Origin of the sequence: Pseudoalteromonas sp. XMcav2-N (assembly GCF_024124545.1) — a bacterium.
Lineage (GTDB): Bacteria > Pseudomonadota > Gammaproteobacteria > Enterobacterales > Alteromonadaceae > Pseudoalteromonas.
The window spans coordinates 333,942-350,857 of record NZ_JAMXSF010000002.1 but is presented as its reverse complement, the minus strand read 5'-3'; the positions used below and the strand labels follow the sequence as shown (position 1 = coordinate 350,857).

Below are 16,916 nucleotides of genomic sequence, written 5' to 3'. Positions count from 1 at the left end.
ATATAACATGTAAATAAGGTTGAGAAAGTAATGAAGATTAAACAGATCAGCACGGCAATAGGCCTTGCACTAATGAGCGGATCAGTTCTGGCTGCCCCTTCAACACCTAGCTTGAGCTGGGAACCTCAGGTCTATTCTTTTGTAGATGTTTTACTTGATGGCAATGGGTCATACAAAGACCTGGTAACCGCTAAAGACAAAGTAGACATTCAGATTAAATGGAATGCATGGAGTGGCACAGGTGGTGACAGCTATAAAGTGTATTTCGATAATCAGCTAGTCAATGAAGGAGTATTGGACGCTGGAACAAAAAGCGGCACAATCACCTTCCCTTACACTCAGTCCGGTCGCCATACTTTGTATGTTGAACTGTGCGATAGTACCGGCTGTGCGAGAAGTGCAGGCAAAGAGATCGTGATAGCAGACACAGACGGTGGTCACTTAGAACCTTTGCCTATGGATGTTAACCCTAACAACCGCAATAACGGCACCATCCCGGGCAAGGTAACAGGTGCTTATTTTGTAGAATGGGGCATTTATGGCCGCGACTTTGACGTGACTAACATCCCGGCACAGAACCTAAGCCACCTGCTATACGGCTTTATTCCAATTTGTGGTGCCAATGAATCACTGAAAGAAATTGAAAATGGCAACAGCTGGCGTGCATTGCAAAAGGCGTGTGCAGGAACACCTGACTATGAAGTGGTGATTCACGATCCATGGGCCGCAATTCAAAAAACATTGCCAGGCGTAAGTCAAAATGACCCAATTCGTGGTACATATGCCCAGCTAATGGCGCTCAAACAGCGCTACCCGGATCTGAAAATCTTACCATCAGTTGGTGGCTGGACGCTCTCGGACCCATTTCATGGATTCACCAACAAAGCAAATCGTGATGTATTTGTCGCATCGATGAAAAAGTTCTTAAAAACCTGGAAGTTCTACGACGGGGTAGACATCGACTGGGAATTCCCGGGTGGTGACGGTCCAAACCCTGACTTGGGTGACCCGGTCAATGATGGTCCGGCTTATATTGCACTGATGGCGGAGCTACGTGCGATGCTGGATGAGCTTGAAGCCGAAACGGGCCGCACATATGAGCTGACTTCAGCCATTGGTTCTGGCTACGATAAAATTGAAGACGTAGATTATCAGGCTGCACAGCAATATATGGACTACATCTTCGCGATGACCTATGACTTTTATGGTGGCTGGAACAATGTAACAGGCCACCAGACAGGTTTGTACTGTGGCTCACACCTGAGTCAGGATGAGTGCAATGGTACCGGTGTTGATGATAATGGTGAACCACGTAAAGGTCCAGCTTACACGGCACATAACGCGGTACAACTGTTGTTACAGCAAGGCGTAAACTCGAAGAAAATCGTCATGGGCGCAGCTATGTATGGACGTGGCTGGGAAGGTGTGATGGATCAGAGCACTACAATTCCAGGCAATCCAATGACAGCGCCTGGTAATGGTAAATATTCAGGCTCTACTTCCGAAGGAGTATGGGAGCCGGGTATTATGGATTACAAAGCCATTGCTGCTAATTTAGTTGGACCGAATGGCACAGGTCTGAACGGGTTTGAGGTTGGCTACGACGAGCAGGCAGAAGCTGCTTACGTCTGGAACCGCAGCAACGGAAAATTACTGACTTTCGATAGTGCTCGCTCTGTTGAAGCAAAAGGACGTTATGTAAACCTGTACGACCTAGGTGGATTATTTGCCTGGGAAATCGATGCTGATAATGGCGATATTCTGAACGCTATGTATGATGGTTTGACTGGTGGTGTACCAGTTAATAAGCCGCCTGTTGTATCTGTTGAAAGTAATGTTACCGTTCAGTCAGGTGGTTCAGTCAATATAACAGCAACAGCGTCTGATCCTGATAATCAACCGTTGACGTTCGCCTGGAGTGCGTCAAGTGCGCTAACCCTGACGAATACAACCAGTGCGACAGTGGGTGTTGCCGCGCCAGTAGTAACACAAGACACTGAGTACACTTTAACTATCGCAGTGTCGGATGGTGAAGCCACAACAACACGCAATGTTAAAGTGCTGGTTAAAGCACCGTCGACTGGTAACGATGCCCCTGTAGTAACGCCTATCTCCGCAGTTACGCTTGCCGAGAATACCAGCACATCGGTACAGGTTAATGCTACAGACCCTAACGGCGATGCGTTAACTTATAGCTGGACAGCAAGCAACGGTTTGAGTGTAAGCGGCCAGGGTGCCAGTGCGACGATTACTGCGCCAGAAGTTGCTCAGAACACCACTTATCAGGTGACCGTTGCCGTGTCCGACGGTGTTGCAACTACGACAGTCTCATTCGATGTTAATGTCACGGATTCTACAGTTGGTGCTGATCCTTGGGACCGCAGTAAAGTGTATGTCGGTGGTGATCGCGTTAGCTATCAAGGCAAGTTATACGAAGCTAAGTGGTGGACTCGCGGTGAAGAGCCCGGAAAAGCGATGGTGTGGAAGGCTCTTTAAGGTATGTTGATGTCAGAAGCGGAAGTTTTTGCTTCTGATTGACCAAGGGACTGGCCAACAATAACGAACAAAGGTGCTAGCGCGCCTTTGTTTTCTTGCCGATATACTTCATAATCTAGCTAATATCAATGATTGCTAGACGTTGTGCATTTACTATTTCTGTTAATTCTCCTTCCTGTTACGGTGTTTGCGAACACCCAATGTGATACACGCTACAAAGTTGGCGTGGGCACGAGCTGGCCCCCTTATGTGATGTACCGAGAGACGGTTCCCTATGGTCTTGATATTGACATAACCCGAAGGGTTTTCAGCAAGGCAAAGCTATGTATAGATTTTGTTCAGTTACCTTCTTCGGCAAGAGGTATTACAGAGCTGTCCAAAGGATTTATAGACATTCTTCCTTCTGCTAGTTTTAACACTCAAAGAGCTGAGCTTGCCTTTTTTAGCCAGGCTTATCGGCGGGAAAGAATGCGCTTATTTACAAGAAGTAAAGATCTTAACGATGTAAGAAGCCTGACAGAGCTATTTGCAGCGGAGAGCACATTTGTTGCTAACCCGGGTGCCTATTATGGCAGAGAGCTGGAACAAATTCTTAAGATTGCCTGGTACAGAGAGCGCTTACTTGAAGTGCCCAGTATTAGTCAACGCATGCAGCTGGTGAATCGTGGGCGAGTCGACTTTTTAATTGAAGATGAATTCTCCGGTTATCATTACATAGAGAAGCTCGGGTTTAGCGAGATGAAAATTCACCCTTATATAGTGAATGATAATGCCATTCATTTCATGTTAAGTCGTAAGTCTTTTAATAAACAAGAAATAGAAGAAATTAACTCAGCGATTGACTCGTTGCGAGAAGAGATAGCAGAGTTGGTTAGCCAATATGGAATAGAAACCGGCAGAGGCTAAAACCTTTGGCCTTGCGGTTTTTTACGGAGTACAAATAATGCGAAAAGTAAGGTTGGCGATAGCTACCCTGATGGTCGTTTCTGCATGTGTCGCAGCAAAAGAACAAAAGCCATATCGTTTTGACACCATGCAGATGACGCTGGATACTCTTTTATTCGACCGTAACGATAGAATAAGACCCGCTAAAAGCGACTTTAAAGTTAATCGCAGTGTGGCAATGTCGAACGACGATGGTTATAGGGCGGTGCTATTAAACCTTGAAAACCTGTCGTCGGGGCGACGAATTTTGGAGCCTGAGCAACTCATGGTCATTTATGCCGACGGTACTGCGCAACAAGTCAGTGCTTTGCCACACAAGGTAATGTTGGAAGGTTATGAAAAGCGTAACTTCACACTAGAGCTCGGCGCGAATGACTATCCCGTTGTGGCGGTTGTAACAGCTAATAATTCCGGGTACTAGGCAATGGGTCTTAAGCAAATAAATCAGCTGAGTTCCATTGCGAACAAGCCCTCTCGTATTATTCTGGGCTTGATGAGTGGCACCTCGTTAGACGGACTCGATCTGGCCTTGTGCAAGGTGAGTGGTTCAGGCACAAAGACGCGTTGTAAGTTACTTAAGTTCACAACCGCGCCTTACGATAATGAGTTCAAAGAAAAAGTGCGTAAGGTCTTTGCTCAAGACAATGTGGACTTTGAATATTTAACGCTACTGAATCCTTGGAGCGGTCTATACCATGCGAAAATTATCAATCAAACGCTGACGCATTGGCAGCTTAAACCACAAGATATAGACCTGATAGCGAGCCATGGGCAAACCGTTTACCATTGCCCGCAGCATCAGCATTCACATACTGGGTTTGGAAACGGCACTTTACAACTTGGGGACGGCGATCACGTCGCAGTGCGGACCCAGATCATAACAATCTCCGATTTCAGGCAGAAGCACATTGCTAAGGGGGGGGAGGGCGCTCCTCTTGCACAATATGGTGACTATTTGTTATATCAAAAATCAAACTTACACCGTATTTTGCTTAATTTAGGCGGTATAGCAAATTTTACTGTGCTTCCGGCAGGCGGAAAAGTAGATGATGTTCAATGCACTGACATTGGCCCCGGCAACACCCTGATGGATGCATACTGCCAGCGGTATTTTAATGTACCTTATGACGAAGCCGGGACACTGGCAGCACGCGGAAAAGTATCGAACGATCTCTTAGACTCACTCAAGTCTGTTCCATTTTTTCACTACGCTACACCGAAAACAACTGGGCCAGAAGTGTTCAGTTTGGCGATGCTGGAAGACAAGTTAATGTGTCTTGGTTCAGTTTTGTCTCATTACGATGTATTGGCAACGCTGAATGAGTTAACGGCCTGGTGTGTTCTCGAGCAGATTAACCGTCTAGGGTTAAGTGGCCCTACTGAGTTATTGTTAAGTGGCGGTGGCGCCCATAACACGCTACTGATAACCAAGTTAAAGTCACGGCTTTCTGAGGAGTTTGATATATCAAAACTCTCATGTGACGGGGTTGGAGTAGACTCTAAAGAAGCGGCATTATTTGCGGTCCTGGCAAATGAATGCGTAGCTGGGGATGGACTATTTTCTTTCGGTAAGATAAGCCTGCCGGGATGAGCCAAACAGGGTGCTGAATTCTGTGCGAATGTATTTCGCAACCATGTGTAAAACACCTGATGGCGAACCTGATGGTGCCGCGCTTGACTTGCGGTCCATGTCACTATTGCTAATCTCACGAGACAAATACGCCATGTAATCCATACTATTTTTAACCCGCTCTTTGTGGCCCAGTAAACTCAACTGTAAGTTGTATGAACCGCATTTACCAGCACCGCTGAGGCGTAACTCTATCGACCCTTTGATTATGTCATGCTCGTGCAACTGCAGCTGAGCTACAAAGTCGACGCTGCGATTGTCCTGATGGTTAGCTGTTGCTCGGATCTGATTTCCAGCTACAGCGTCCTTTGGGAGCTGGCAAGAGACAATCAGTTCGTCTTGTTCTATGTAAAACTCGAGCTGATCAAACGGTGAGCCATGCTCAAGAAAAAACAATTGCTGTGCCTGGTCCTTTATATCAAAAGTCAAAGACCGCTTACGTGTATTCATGATTTTGCCGAAAAATTAAACTAGGCGAATTATGCCGGTTCAATATGTCAAAATTATTAAAAAGGGCTCTTAGCTGAGCCCTTTTTTACCATATTCTGACAGGTGGTACGTCAGATTAATCTCACTACTTGATGGCTAGCATCAACAGTCCTGGCAGGACGAAGAAAGAGCCCAGCACGTAACCAAATGCCGCTGATTTATTACGGGTACCAATTTGAGCAAGCTTTTCAGCAAGTTGCAGAGGGATTTCACGCAGAAGTGGCAGACCGTATATCAGACCAACAGCGAATACGTTAAACATTACGTGTACCAGTGCAATCGTCAGTGCGACTTCAGCGTTAGGGCCTGTGATTGAGGTGGCTGCAAGCAGTGCAGTGATAGTAGTACCAATGTTAGCGCCCAGTGTGAAAGGATAAATCTGACGAGTGTTGAATACACCGCTACCTGCAAGAGGGATCATCAAACTGGTTGTGGTTGAAGAAGATTGAACCATGACAGTCACCACTGCACCTGAACTGATACCAGCAACAGGACCACGACCAATTGCGCTGTGTAGTAGTTCTTTAGCGCGGCCAACCAATGCTTTCTTCAGTAATTTACCAAGGGTTGTAACTGCGAACAGGATCATGGCAATACCAATGATAACCATAGCAACACCAACGGCTTTACCATCCAGGAAACTGACTGCATCTTTTACTACCCCTACAGCTGGTTTTACAAGCGGTTTGATGAAGTTGTAGCTTTTAAGAGACAGGTCAGCATCGCCTACGAACAGGTGAGACAGTGCAGCTGAGAATTTTTCCAGCAAGCCAAACATAATTTCTAACGGCAGGAAAATGGCCACAGCAAGCAGGTTAAAGAAGTCGTGAACCGTCGAAGCAGCAAAAGCGCGCTGGAATTCTTCTTTATCACGGATATGACCAATCGATACTAAGGTATTGGTAATGGTAGTACCAATGTTTGCACCCATAATCATTGGAATGGCAATACCCAGCGGCAGGCCACCGGCCACAAGGCCGACAATAACTGATGTAACTGTAGATGAAGATTGAACGAGAGCGGTTGCAAATGCACCTAGCATTAATGCGACGAACGGGTTAGTTGCAAATGCGAAAATTTCTTTTGCGCCTTCCGTGCCGCCTGAAGCCAGCTTAAAGCCGCCGCTGACTGTACCAACAGCAACTAATACGAGGTAGACCAGTAAAGCAATTGCGGTCCAGTTTAAGATCTTTGCAAAAAGAGAGGTTTGATTTTGTTCACTCATGATTTTACTCAGTTATGTCTTGCCATGTTATGTGGCATTTTGATGACGTTTTTATTTCAGGGCGGATTAAAACAAAGTTATATGACAGAAATATTTCAAAGCGATTGTCATTTAACCAGGTACTCAAAGTTTAAGGCGCAAGTTTGGCATTTTGGCTATGAAGGAATTGTGGAAGTTTTTTTAAGTTTCTAATAAATAGTACTATTTTGAAATTCGCAACAGTGTTACATTGGTTTACATTCAAGAGGCGAGAGAAAGTTATTTCGTCCGTAATCCACATTTCCTACACGATTTAGACCTATGATAGTTACAAATGGTTACCGAGTCTTGTTCATGCGTTTTATCTTATTGCTTTTAATGGGGTATTTTTTGTTCGCTGGTAAAGTTGTCAGCGCAAATCAACAGCAAAGTATTCTGTTAGGAGACAGCACAACGCAGCGCTCGCTGAACGACGCCGTTTTTTTCTTTGACTATGATAATCAAATTGATACGGCTGAGGATGTGCACAAACATTCTGAGCAGTTTGTACCTTTAGACAGGATAGAGAAGCGACCCCAGCACGCACTTTATTCAAAATGGGTAAGATTGACGTTCGATAACAGAAGTCGAAACACTGACTGGGTGCTATCATTTGGCTTTGCAAGACTACCTAAACTCGCAGTATATCAACTGGACGAAGGTACTCTTCGGCAGGTGCACTGGCAGGATGCGCATGCGAGCTTTAGCCAGCGCCCTATTCAGGACCCTCAAATGTACCTGCCCCTTGACATTAAATCTGGAAAAAGTGAATTACTGATTGAGTACCAGACTTTTGCAAATGCGCCAGCCAACTTACGTCTGCATTCCCACGCACATTACTTATCGACGTCGCAACTTAGCATTTTAACTAACGCCAGCCTGGCTGGGGTGGTTGCAGCCATTTTGCTCATTGTCATCGTGAACCTGGCTTTTAACCGCAATACAACTAATGTCTTCTACGCTTTATGGACCTTACTTTTCTTACTTATCGTAATCGACATGGCCGGTTTTTCTTTCCAGTATTTCTGGCCTGATCATGGCTTCTTCAGTGGTCAGTTTTCAATCGCTCTGATGGCGACAGTGCCGATATTTCATTTGCTATTCGTTCGTGGCTTTTTGCAGCTTAAGCATTATCACCCGACACTTAACTCTGTCTATATTGCAGCAACCTGGCTTTACATTGGTTTGGTCCCTACCGCCTTATATCTGGAAAGCGTTTATTACAACTTACTGGCCAGTACGTTCGTTATCCCGCTGTTCGTCTATACTTGTATATGGAGTTTCAGACAGAGAGGACCGGGCATGAGAACATTTACCTACAGTCTGATTAACCACCTGGTGTTTCTAAACCTGTTAACCATAGTTGGTGCTAGCTATGGCAATCTTATTGATGTTTTTGACATCACTTCATTTATCAAGGTGGGTTACCTTATTGAAGTGTTGTTGTTTACCGTTGCACTGGCATTGCAACATAAGTCACTTCAGGGCCAGCTGGTCAGGCACCTCGAGCAGCAGGTGAATGCACTCAATCGCACTGTGGACAGCGAGCGCCAGGTGGTAAACGAGCAGGTTAATCAGCTGAAAGCGAAAGAAGAGCAGCTATTTACTGACCTGTCGCACGAATTACGTACACCACTTACCGTGATGAAGATTCAGGTTGAATCATTGCAGTATAACATTGTTGAAAACGTAGAAGATTCTTACGCCAAGCTGATGGCCAAGATTGACGAGTTACACAAATTCATTGACCAGCTGATGTTGGTAACCGGCGATAAAGAGGTTGCCAATATTTTGAAAAAAGAAGAGGTTAAAGTTGCACATTTTATGAATGAAACATTTCAGACCTGCATGACCTATGTCGATCCTAAGAAGGCCAGACTCGAAATCATCAACCGACTGGACCCTCATTTTACCATGCAGTTTGACAGACGTTCTATTGGCAACGCGATCTTAGAAGTGGTTAAAAATGCGCTCAAATATGGCGGCGACGGCGTAGATATCAAAATGAGTGCACTGGTAAATGAGCGAAACCTGGTTTTGCGTATTGAAGATTCGGGCATGCCGCTGTCATATGATGCCCATCGGCAACTGTTCCAACCTTTGTTCAGAGAGGAAGCATCGCGCAGTTCACTCAGTGGCGGTAAAGGGATGGGACTGGCCGTGTGCAAGAAAATAATAGAATGCCATGGTGGAAAAATTGATTCACACAATAGTCTGTTGGGTGGACTGTGCATCGAAATTATCCTGCCTACATCTGAAGTTGATCTGGCGCTGGCATAGAAAACAGTTGTAATCTGTTTGATGTCTGTCAGACTGCGCGCGAGTTATTAAAGAGTAAGGTTACAGACATGATAAGAAAAACACTGGTCGCGCTCGTAGTCGGTTTAACATTGAGCGGATGCGAAGTGACTTCCCAACAAGCCCAGTTTCATCAGGTCAGCGCTGAAAAGGTGGATGCAAACACGCAAATGATCGAGCTTGCAGAGGCCTACTTTAATGAGAGCGTTACATTGAGCCCGCTGTCAGCAACTTTCTTTGGCATGTCTGAGTACAACGATAAGTTCGAATCAGAACTGGGACCTCAAAGCCTGAAAGAACAGCAGGCATTTACCGCCAAATACCTTGGCATGCTAGATAAGATAGAAAGGGAAGGGCTTTCTGGTCAGGCTAAATTGTCTTTTGACATACTTCATTATGAATTAACACAGCAGCAAGCGGCTGAACAGTTTGATGGCCATTTTCTGCCTATCGATCAAATGTATGGGTCACATCACGTTTTTGCTTCATTAGGCTCAGGAGAGAGTGCACAGCCTTTTGAAACAGTAGAAGATTACGGTAACTTTCTTAAACGTGCCGATGGCTTTGTCGCATGGCTAAGTTCAGCTCAGGAGATGATGTCTCAAGGCATCGAACATCAGGTGGTGTTGCCAAAGGCCATCACGGTTAAAGTTATCCCTCAGTTTAAAACACATGTGGTTGAACGGGCAGAGGACTCCATTTTTTGGGGACCTGTAAAGAATTTACCGGAATCCTTTTCTGCGCAAGAAAAACACCAGATAGCTCAGTCCTACAAAAATTACATTGAGCGAACCCTGATCCCTGCTTATAGCGACATGGTACAGTTTCTTGAAACTAAGTATCTGCCAGCATCCAGAGAGACAGTGGGGTACAGTGCGTTGCCAAATGGGCAAGCCTGGTACCAACATTACATCAAAGAAAATACGACGCTTGATATGAGTGCGGAAGAGATCCATGCGCTTGGCCTGAGCGAAGTAAAGCGTATTCGCGATGAGATGGGGAGGGTCAAAGAGACGGTCGGGTTTGATGGTGACCTGCAGCAGTTCTTTCAACACTTGCGTGACAGTGACGAATTTTACTTTTCGTCAGAAGCTGAACTGATAAAAGCGTATGAAGAAGTGAAAAAGAAAATTGATGCGCGCGTGCCTCTGTTGTTTGATATCCAGCCAAAGGCAGATTACGTTGTAAAGCCCGTTGAAGCATTCAGAGCTGCATCGGCAGCCGGCGCGTCATACGAAAGTCCTGCGCCAGACGGATCGCGCCCGGGTGTGTTCTATATTAACAGTCATAACCTGAAGGCACAGCCCAGGTTTATTGTCGAAACCTTGTCAATACATGAAGCTGCGCCCGGTCACCATTTTCAACTGGCATTGCAACAGGAAATAGAAGATCTGCCGAAGTTCAGAAAGTTTGGCGGCTCAACGGTATTTGTCGAAGGCTGGGCGCTGTATGCCGAGAGTCTGGGTAAAGAACTGGGTTTGTTCACCGACCCTTATCAATGGTATGGCCGTCTGGCGGATGAACAATTAAGAGCGATGCGTCTGGTTGTTGATACCGGGCTACATGCCAAAGGCTGGAGCCGTGAGCAGGCCATAGAGTTTATGTTGAATAACTCCTCTATGGCGAAAAGTGATGTAGAAGCGGAAGTCGAGCGTTATATTGCATGGCCGGGTCAGGCCGTATCATATAAAGTCGGCCAGTTTAAAATTCGCCAGCTGCGCGAATATGCTGAGCAGGCGCTGGGTAAGCGGTTTGATATTCGCGCCTTCCACAACCAGGTATTAATTGACGGCGCCGTCCCCATGCCTGTATTACAGGATAAAATCGAGCGCTGGGTGAAATCTCAGCTGTAACACCATAGTGTTTAAGGCCAGCTTTGCGCTGGTCTTGTTCTTTTAGTACAATCTGCGCCCCGTTAGTTTGTGGCAAGTGCGAAGTTATGAGTACAACTCCTTTTTGGATAGAAAAATCATTGGAAGAAATGAACCAGCAGGAGTGGGAAGCCATTTGTGATGGCTGCGCAAAATGCTGTTTGCATTCTTTTATAGACTCTGACGAAGAAGAGGAAGAACAATTTAGCAGCACAGATGTACTTCGTGAAGGGGAAGAGTTGCTATATACCGATGTCGTGTGTCAATACAGTGATGAGCAGACTTGTGCATGTACCCGTTACACTGAAAGGCAGACATTGGTTCCCTCATGTGTCCAATTAACCAAGGACAACCTGAAAGATATTTTCTTTATGCCTCAGTCATGTAGTTATCGCAGACTTCATGAAGGTCGAGGTCTTGCCAGTTGGCATCCGCTGCACCATGACGGTTCTAAACAGGCCATGCATGATGCAGGGATCAGTATCCTAGGCAAGGCCATTAGTGAGAACGACGTGGATCTCGAAGAGGCGTTTGAGGACCACATCGTTACCTGGCCTGAGCTGGATGTTGACTAAGCAATGGCTCATCTAAAAGCGAACGCTCTCTCCCTCGTTGAGAATATAGAGAGGTTGTTGCGGTGCAATTGCTTGTTTTACATGCAACAGCCTGAACAAAGCTGAGTGTGACGTCAGATCGCCCATCTTCCAGCTCATGTTACCGTACCCCCAAGGTACCACCTGCTTGCAGTTAAGGTCGTTAGCTGCTGCAAGCATATCTTCGGGCGTTAAATGTACATTTCTATACCACTTAGCATATTCGTCATGGTGATAAGAGGCGATTGGTAACAGGCAAACATCAATGTCGCCGTAACGTTGCTGTATGTCACGGAAGTGGGGTGAGTAACCGGTATCACCTGCGTAAAACAACGTTTTTCCTTCAAATTCAAAGAGCCAGCCTCCCCAAAGTGTGGCGTCGTTGTCTTCTGTGATATAGGGCACAATGATCCTGCTACTAAAGTGGTGTGCCGGTACGAAATGCACAGTAAGCCCTTGGTTTTGCGCACTTGCATACCAGGCCATTTCCTTAATTTTGTAACCGCGATCTGAAAAATAGTCCGCAAACCCCAGCGGTGTATAATAAGTTGGTCCAGTCCCCAGAGTGTCTATGTCTGATTTATTGAAGTGATCATAATGTATGTGGGAATAAACAACGGTGCTCAGCTGGTCCAGCTCAGGTTCAGAAGGCCAGTCTGGTTCAGTTCGATAAAAGCCTCCGGTCAGCTTGAATCCAACGTCTATCGGCCAGTCAAATTGTTCGCTTACCGGATCTACCAATACCTGCTGGCCATCGGGCATAGTCAGTAAAAAGCTCGCATGACCCAGCCATTTCACGTTAAAACCGAGTTCAGGTACTATGTCTGGGCGATCGCCTATGTACTGACATTGCTCCATGTCGTCCTGACATTGAATAAGCGGTGTATCCGGATAACACGCCTCTTCACAGGTATAGGGGTATGTTTCTGGTTGTTTGTATAGGTTGGCAAACCGGTCAGTATACCCCTCGGAAGTCTTATACTTAACAACAGTTTGATCTGACTGTTCAACCGCAACTTTATTGGCAGTACATGCACCAAGAAAAAGAGTTAAAGGAAAGAGGAAGTAGGCTTTGCTCATATAATGGGTCTTTTTTAGTTCTTCTAATGTGTTAGGCTTTGGTTGCATAGTACAAGTGACAGGCATAATATCAAACATTCAGATGTAAACAGGTATGTATTTGGCTGGGTGTTGTTATCAGAGGTATATAATGGATAGAGTTGCGCCTGAAACTTGGTACGCAGTGGGCTTTTTTTTCTCTCTTATTTTAGGGCCATTTTTTATTGGCCTGTGTTTGATGAAACTTTATCGGTTTTATCGGCCCAAGAATGTGCCAGAGCCTGATGAGAACTCAGTGTTGGTAGTGTCCCAGATAAGTGCTCAGCGGGATGGTTTTTTTAAGATATATCTGCTTGGTCTGGCGGTGTGCTCACCCGGGTTTTACTACATCTATATGCGTTTTCTGGTGCACATTTAACCCTCAGGCGTGTAAAACCAATTTTACTTAATACCTGTTCAATTTGAAGGTGCAAATATGCCGCTAACGGTGTTAAAGATTTCTCATCAAGAGCAACTAAATAGCGAAATTTTTGCCTAGTTATCGACGATATTTTCTCGCCTCAAAATAGAACACTTAATTAAGCAATTTTGTATAAAGGGACATCCTTGTACCTTCTCTCACAAAGTTTTAGTCAACATCTTCGAAGCTGGGTAATGAATCAAACGCGCCATAGCGTGTCACAGCAAAGGCACCACAGCGGCTGGCATAAGCAATGGCACTGTTCACTGCTGATTGATTTGCTAAAAATGCATCAATGCTTTGTTCATTCCGGGCACGAATAATTGCTGCCAATAATCCACCTACGAATGCGTCTCCTGCGGCGGTGGTATCAACAGCATTTACGTCCGGGACATTCACAGAGCTTTGATAAGACTGACCATAAAAGTGAATGGGGTTTTTCCCGTCGGTGACGATTAGCAGCTTCACCTTGGCCGCTATGATGGCTTCAATGGTATGTGACAGTGGTTGTTCAGGGTGGCTTTGTGCATTCAGAAATACCAGCTCTTCATGGGAGAGTTTAACGATATCTGAGAGTGAAATAACATGCCAGATGCGTTTGGTACAGTGGGTCAGAGATGTCCACAGATTTTCTCTCAGGTTCATATCGAAACTTGTGTGCATGCCGTGCTCACGAGCCTGAGTTAACGCATAAATTGTCGTTTTATAGATGTTGCTTTCTGTCAGGCTGTTACTGCACACATGTAACAGTGAATGGGTGTCAAACATTGTTTCGGCAAAATCGTCTGCCCGAAATAACAGATCGGCTGCGGGCGGACGGTAGAAACTAAAACTTCGCTCTCCCGTGTCGTCCAGTGAAACAAATGCCAATGCTGTCTTTGCTTTGTCTGTCACTTTCACATAATCACAGTTAACTTCATACTGCGCCAAAGCGCGCTTGATAAAGTGACCAAACATGTCGTCACCCACCATGCCACAAAAGCTTGCGTTTACGCCTTGACGCGCTACTGCGACCGCTACATTTGCAGGCGCGCCACCAGCATATTTTGTAAAAGATTCAGGCTCTTTGCCGTCTGAAAGAAAATCGATCAGAGCTTCACCAAAACATACCAGGCTCATTATACCTCCCGCTTAAGTTGTTGTGCTCTCAGTACCTCGTAGCAAGCACCCATGGTATGATAATCCGTTTTTCCGGCCGGACTTTTTTCATTGCTGTAAGCTTGATTATTACAATCCAGGATCCGATACCAGGCGCCGTGTTCATGATCAATCATGTGCGCCCAGCAATACTGCCATATTTTGTCATACCACTGCCAGTAGCGGTCTTCGCCTGTTGCATCGGCAAGTAAGGCCGCAGCTGCGAAGCTTTCAGCTTGCACCCAGAAATACTTGTCAGAATCACAAATGCCGCCATCAGGTGCAAAGCCATAAAATATCCCGCCGTTCTTTGCGTCCCAGGCGATGTCTAAAGCCTTGTCAAATAAAGCTCTTGCACGCTCCAGCATCCAGTCTTGTGGACTATGGCGATACAGGATCAGGAGTAACTTACTCCATTCGGTTTGATGTCCGGGCTGAAAGCCCCACGGACGGAAAAGGTGTTTAGGGTTATCCAGATTATATTGCCAATCAATTTGCCATGCGCTTGTATAATGTTCCCAGATAAGTCCGTCAGCCAACTCAGCCTGCTGTACCGTCATCGTAAAGGCAAGTGATTGAGCACGCTCTAAAAACTTACTATCTGTTGTTGCTTCAAAGCACATTAATAATGCTTCACACATATGCATATTGGCATTTTGGCCCCGATAAGGATCAGCACTGCTAAAATCGCCGTTATATTCATCTAGATAGAGCTGAAATTCAGGTTGATAGTATTTTTCTTCCAGCAAAGTCCAGACGGACTCTATGGTCGCCGCAGCCGATGTTATGCCCGCATTGAGCGCCACCGCATTGGCCAGTAAAACAAATGCGAGTCCATAGCAGTGGTTCGTATCGTCCTCAATCTGGTTTTTATTCAGCACCCAGGCGTATCCGCCGCCAGGTTGCTTGTGTGATTGTTCCAGAAATTCCAGACCGTGTTTTACTTGGACCAAATAGTCAGGATCGGATGTTTGCAAATAAGCCATGGCATAGTTAAAAACAAAACGTGTACTCGAAACTAAGTGGCGTACATGTGCATTGTAAATCGTACCGTCATCCAGAAAGTGGTGAAAGAACCCGCCCTGGGGATCGATGCATCTTGGGTGATAGAACGCCATTGTCCGTTCAATATGTTTAAGTAAAAATTGATCGCTTCTGAAGTTTATTGACATAACCTTTCCAGTCATTGGGGATTCCGCCAGAGCAAATTGACCCAGCATTGCTTACTTTTGAACTCACTTTAGCATTATCAAAATTAAATTGGAACGGTCCAATAAAACATTTGTGATTTTTCTGTAACAGTGTGTAGAATCTCTAAATCCTTTAACACGGAGTATTCCAAGTGAGTGAAATCAACACTAACCAAAGTTATGTTGCCAGTGGAGATGCAAAAAACAACAACTATTTGTTGCCATTGACAGCAATGACAACCCTGTTTTTCTTGTGGGGATTTATTACTGTATTAAATGACGTACTTATCCCGCGCCTTAAAGCGGTGTTTGACCTGAGCTATACTGAAGCGATGCTGGTGCAGTTTTGTTTCTTCAGCGCTTATTTTATCGTGTCTTTACCTGCCGGCGCGTTTTTGAAGCGTTTTGGTTATAAAAATGGTGTCCTGACGGGCCTTGTAATAGCGGCTGGCGGATGTTTGTTGTTTTACCCGGCTGTTGTCGTTCATGAATACTGGCTTTTCCTGACGGCCTTGTTTGTGCTGGCGTCGGGTATTACTGTATTGCAAGTATCTGCGAACCCATACGTAGCAGCGCTTGGGCCAGAAAAAACGGCTTCCAGTCGGTTAAACCTGGCACAGGCCCTTAATTCACTGGGGACTACTGTAGGTCCTGCCGTCGGCGGCATGTTGCTGTTTGGTGCTGGTGCCAGCATGGCAACCGATGCGGCCAGTGCTGACTCGGTTAAAGTGCCTTATCTGATGCTCGCTGGTGCGCTGTTACTTATCGCGGCAGTGTTTGCATTTCTAAAACTACCCACCATTGAAGCGCATACTGAAGAGGGTGACTGTAAGGCTCGCGGCCACAAGCTCACAGAAGCGCCACACTTAGTGATGGGGGTTGCAGCCATTTTTTGCTATGTCGGCGCTGAAGTGGCAATTGGTAGCTTTTTGGTAAATTACTTTGCAGAGCCTTCAATTGCAGGTATGGAAGAGCATACCGCAGCGAAATACATCTCCTACTACTGGGGTGGCGCTATGGTAGGGCGGTTCATTGGCTCGGCCGCACTTCAGAAGATCGCACCTTCAAAAGCCCTGATGTTTAACGCAATTGCAATTATAGCGTTGTTACTGCTAACTATGTCTACCGATGGTAAGCTGGCCATGTTTGCGGTGCTAGCCGTAGGTCTGTTTAACTCAATTATGTTCCCGACTATCTTTTCCATCGCCATCGAAGGTCTGGGATCTTTGACCAGTAAAGGGTCTGGCTGGCTATGTCTGGCAATTGTAGGGGGCGCATTGATCCCGTTAGTGCAAGGCCTGGTGGCTGATAACGCTGGGATCCAGATTAGCTTCATAGTACCTATGGTGTGTTACGTCTTTATCGCCTGGTATGGCCTGAACGTTGTGTCACTTTACAAACGGTGGCAGCAAAAGGTCGAAAGTTAAAATTTATCACATCAAGCCGGCGCCATAGCCGGCTTTTGTTATTCAGTCGTTAGCCATTGTCTTTTTCCTCCTGCTATA

At 45.7% G+C, this 16,916-nt stretch carries 14 protein-coding genes; 9 read left to right on the top strand and 5 right to left on the bottom strand.

The genetic code is table 11. The features are described from left to right. Window positions 1–30: 30 nt before the first annotated feature. From NH568_RS04305 to NH568_RS04290, 4 genes are all read left to right on the top strand, one after another. Window positions 31–2,496 carry a glycosyl hydrolase family 18 protein gene (locus NH568_RS04305; protein ID WP_253044777.1) on the top strand — a complete coding sequence of 822 codons (2,466 nt, stop codon included), beginning with the start codon at window positions 31–33 and terminating at the stop codon, window positions 2,494–2,496. A gap of 144 nt (window positions 2,497–2,640) precedes the next feature. Beyond that, window positions 2,641–3,402, top strand: coding sequence for a transporter substrate-binding domain-containing protein (locus tag NH568_RS04300; RefSeq protein ID WP_366040745.1), 762 nt, complete (start codon window positions 2,641–2,643; stop codon window positions 3,400–3,402). 37 nt (window positions 3,403–3,439) lie between these two features. Further along, window positions 3,440–3,862 (top strand): hypothetical protein, encoded by a 423-nt coding sequence (locus tag NH568_RS04295; protein WP_253044775.1) that lies wholly within the window; start codon window positions 3,440–3,442, stop codon window positions 3,860–3,862. A 3-nt stretch (window positions 3,863–3,865) separates the two neighbouring features. Further along, on the top strand, window positions 3,866–5,032 hold the full coding sequence (locus NH568_RS04290) for an anhydro-N-acetylmuramic acid kinase (protein WP_253044771.1): 1,167 nt from the start codon (window positions 3,866–3,868) through the stop codon (window positions 5,030–5,032). On the opposite strand, the gene NH568_RS04285 is transcribed toward NH568_RS04290, so the two are convergent. Both NH568_RS04285 and NH568_RS04280 read right to left on the bottom strand, forming a co-directional pair. Beyond that, complete coding sequence (locus NH568_RS04285; RefSeq protein ID WP_253044768.1) at window positions 4,997–5,521, bottom strand: hypothetical protein; 525 nt, start codon at window positions 5,519–5,521, stop codon at window positions 4,997–4,999. The two genes, NH568_RS04290 and NH568_RS04285, sit on opposite strands and share 36 nt — an antisense overlap. Before the next feature lie 124 nt (window positions 5,522–5,645). After that, the gene (locus NH568_RS04280) at window positions 5,646–6,785 is read right to left on the bottom strand and encodes a Na/Pi symporter (RefSeq protein WP_253044766.1); all 1,140 of its coding nucleotides are present in this window, start codon (window positions 6,783–6,785) and stop codon (window positions 5,646–5,648) included. A gap of 333 nt (window positions 6,786–7,118) precedes the next feature. Here NH568_RS04280 and NH568_RS04275 point away from each other — a divergent pair, with 333 nt between their 5' ends. The 3 genes from NH568_RS04275 (at window position 7,119) to NH568_RS04265 (ending at window position 11,547) form a co-directional block, all read left to right on the top strand. After that, window positions 7,119–9,083, top strand: a complete 1,965-nt coding sequence (locus NH568_RS04275) for a sensor histidine kinase (RefSeq protein WP_253044763.1) — start codon at window positions 7,119–7,121, stop codon at window positions 9,081–9,083. 68 nt (window positions 9,084–9,151) lie between these two features. Then, entirely contained in the window at window positions 9,152–10,954 is a 1,803-nt protein-coding gene (locus tag NH568_RS04270; protein WP_253044761.1) for a DUF885 domain-containing protein, read from the top strand. 86 nt (window positions 10,955–11,040) lie between these two features. Beyond that, on the top strand, window positions 11,041–11,547 hold the full coding sequence (locus NH568_RS04265) for a YcgN family cysteine cluster protein (protein WP_253044759.1): 507 nt from the start codon (window positions 11,041–11,043) through the stop codon (window positions 11,545–11,547). Window positions 11,548–11,559: 12 nt separating this feature from the next. Here NH568_RS04265 and NH568_RS04260 read toward each other — a convergent pair whose 3' ends face one another. Then, on the bottom strand, window positions 11,560–12,645 hold the full coding sequence (locus NH568_RS04260; RefSeq protein WP_253044756.1) for an MBL fold metallo-hydrolase: 1,086 nt from the start codon (window positions 12,643–12,645) through the stop codon (window positions 11,560–11,562). A gap of 130 nt (window positions 12,646–12,775) precedes the next feature. Here NH568_RS04260 and NH568_RS04255 point away from each other — a divergent pair, with 130 nt between their 5' ends. Continuing rightward, window positions 12,776–13,042 (top strand): hypothetical protein, encoded by a 267-nt coding sequence (locus NH568_RS04255; protein WP_253044750.1) that lies wholly within the window; start codon window positions 12,776–12,778, stop codon window positions 13,040–13,042. 210 nt (window positions 13,043–13,252) lie between these two features. On the opposite strand, the gene NH568_RS04250 is transcribed toward NH568_RS04255, so the two are convergent. Both NH568_RS04250 and NH568_RS04245 read right to left on the bottom strand, forming a co-directional pair. Beyond that, window positions 13,253–14,203 (bottom strand): carbohydrate kinase, encoded by a 951-nt coding sequence (locus NH568_RS04250; RefSeq protein WP_253044746.1) that lies wholly within the window; start codon window positions 14,201–14,203, stop codon window positions 13,253–13,255. Beyond that, the gene (locus tag NH568_RS04245; RefSeq protein ID WP_253044744.1) at window positions 14,203–15,393 is read right to left on the bottom strand and encodes an AGE family epimerase/isomerase; all 1,191 of its coding nucleotides are present in this window, start codon (window positions 15,391–15,393) and stop codon (window positions 14,203–14,205) included. Before NH568_RS04245 ends, NH568_RS04250 begins: the two co-directional genes overlap by 1 nt. 170 nt (window positions 15,394–15,563) lie before the next feature. Between NH568_RS04245 and NH568_RS04240 the strand changes: the two genes are divergently transcribed. Then, the gene (locus NH568_RS04240; RefSeq protein WP_253044742.1) at window positions 15,564–16,838 is read left to right on the top strand and encodes a sugar MFS transporter; all 1,275 of its coding nucleotides are present in this window, start codon (window positions 15,564–15,566) and stop codon (window positions 16,836–16,838) included. Window positions 16,839–16,916: the final 78 nt, after the last annotated feature.

What these genes read in the sequence shown, in the direction of transcription:
- NH568_RS04305 (WP_253044777.1), top strand. Translation starts at nt 31, where the DNA reads ATGAAGATTAAACAGATCAGCACGGCAATAGGCCTTGCACTAATGAGC.
- NH568_RS04295 (WP_253044775.1), top strand. Translation starts at nt 3,440, where the DNA reads ATGCGAAAAGTAAGGTTGGCGATAGCTACCCTGATGGTCGTTTCTGCA.
- NH568_RS04290 (WP_253044771.1), top strand. Translation starts at nt 3,866, where the DNA reads ATGGGTCTTAAGCAAATAAATCAGCTGAGTTCCATTGCGAACAAGCCC.
- NH568_RS04285 (WP_253044768.1), bottom strand. Translation starts at nt 5,521, where the DNA reads ATGAATACACGTAAGCGGTCTTTGACTTTTGATATAAAGGACCAGGCA.
- NH568_RS04280 (WP_253044766.1), bottom strand. Translation starts at nt 6,785, where the DNA reads ATGAGTGAACAAAATCAAACCTCTCTTTTTGCAAAGATCTTAAACTGG.
- NH568_RS04275 (WP_253044763.1), top strand. Translation starts at nt 7,119, where the DNA reads ATGCGTTTTATCTTATTGCTTTTAATGGGGTATTTTTTGTTCGCTGGT.
- NH568_RS04270 (WP_253044761.1), top strand. Translation starts at nt 9,152, where the DNA reads ATGATAAGAAAAACACTGGTCGCGCTCGTAGTCGGTTTAACATTGAGC.
- NH568_RS04265 (WP_253044759.1), top strand. Translation starts at nt 11,041, where the DNA reads ATGAGTACAACTCCTTTTTGGATAGAAAAATCATTGGAAGAAATGAAC.
- NH568_RS04260 (WP_253044756.1), bottom strand. Translation starts at nt 12,645, where the DNA reads ATGAGCAAAGCCTACTTCCTCTTTCCTTTAACTCTTTTTCTTGGTGCA.
- NH568_RS04255 (WP_253044750.1), top strand. Translation starts at nt 12,776, where the DNA reads ATGGATAGAGTTGCGCCTGAAACTTGGTACGCAGTGGGCTTTTTTTTC.
- NH568_RS04250 (WP_253044746.1), bottom strand. Translation starts at nt 14,203, where the DNA reads ATGAGCCTGGTATGTTTTGGTGAAGCTCTGATCGATTTTCTTTCAGAC.
- NH568_RS04245 (WP_253044744.1), bottom strand. Translation starts at nt 15,393, where the DNA reads ATGTCAATAAACTTCAGAAGCGATCAATTTTTACTTAAACATATTGAA.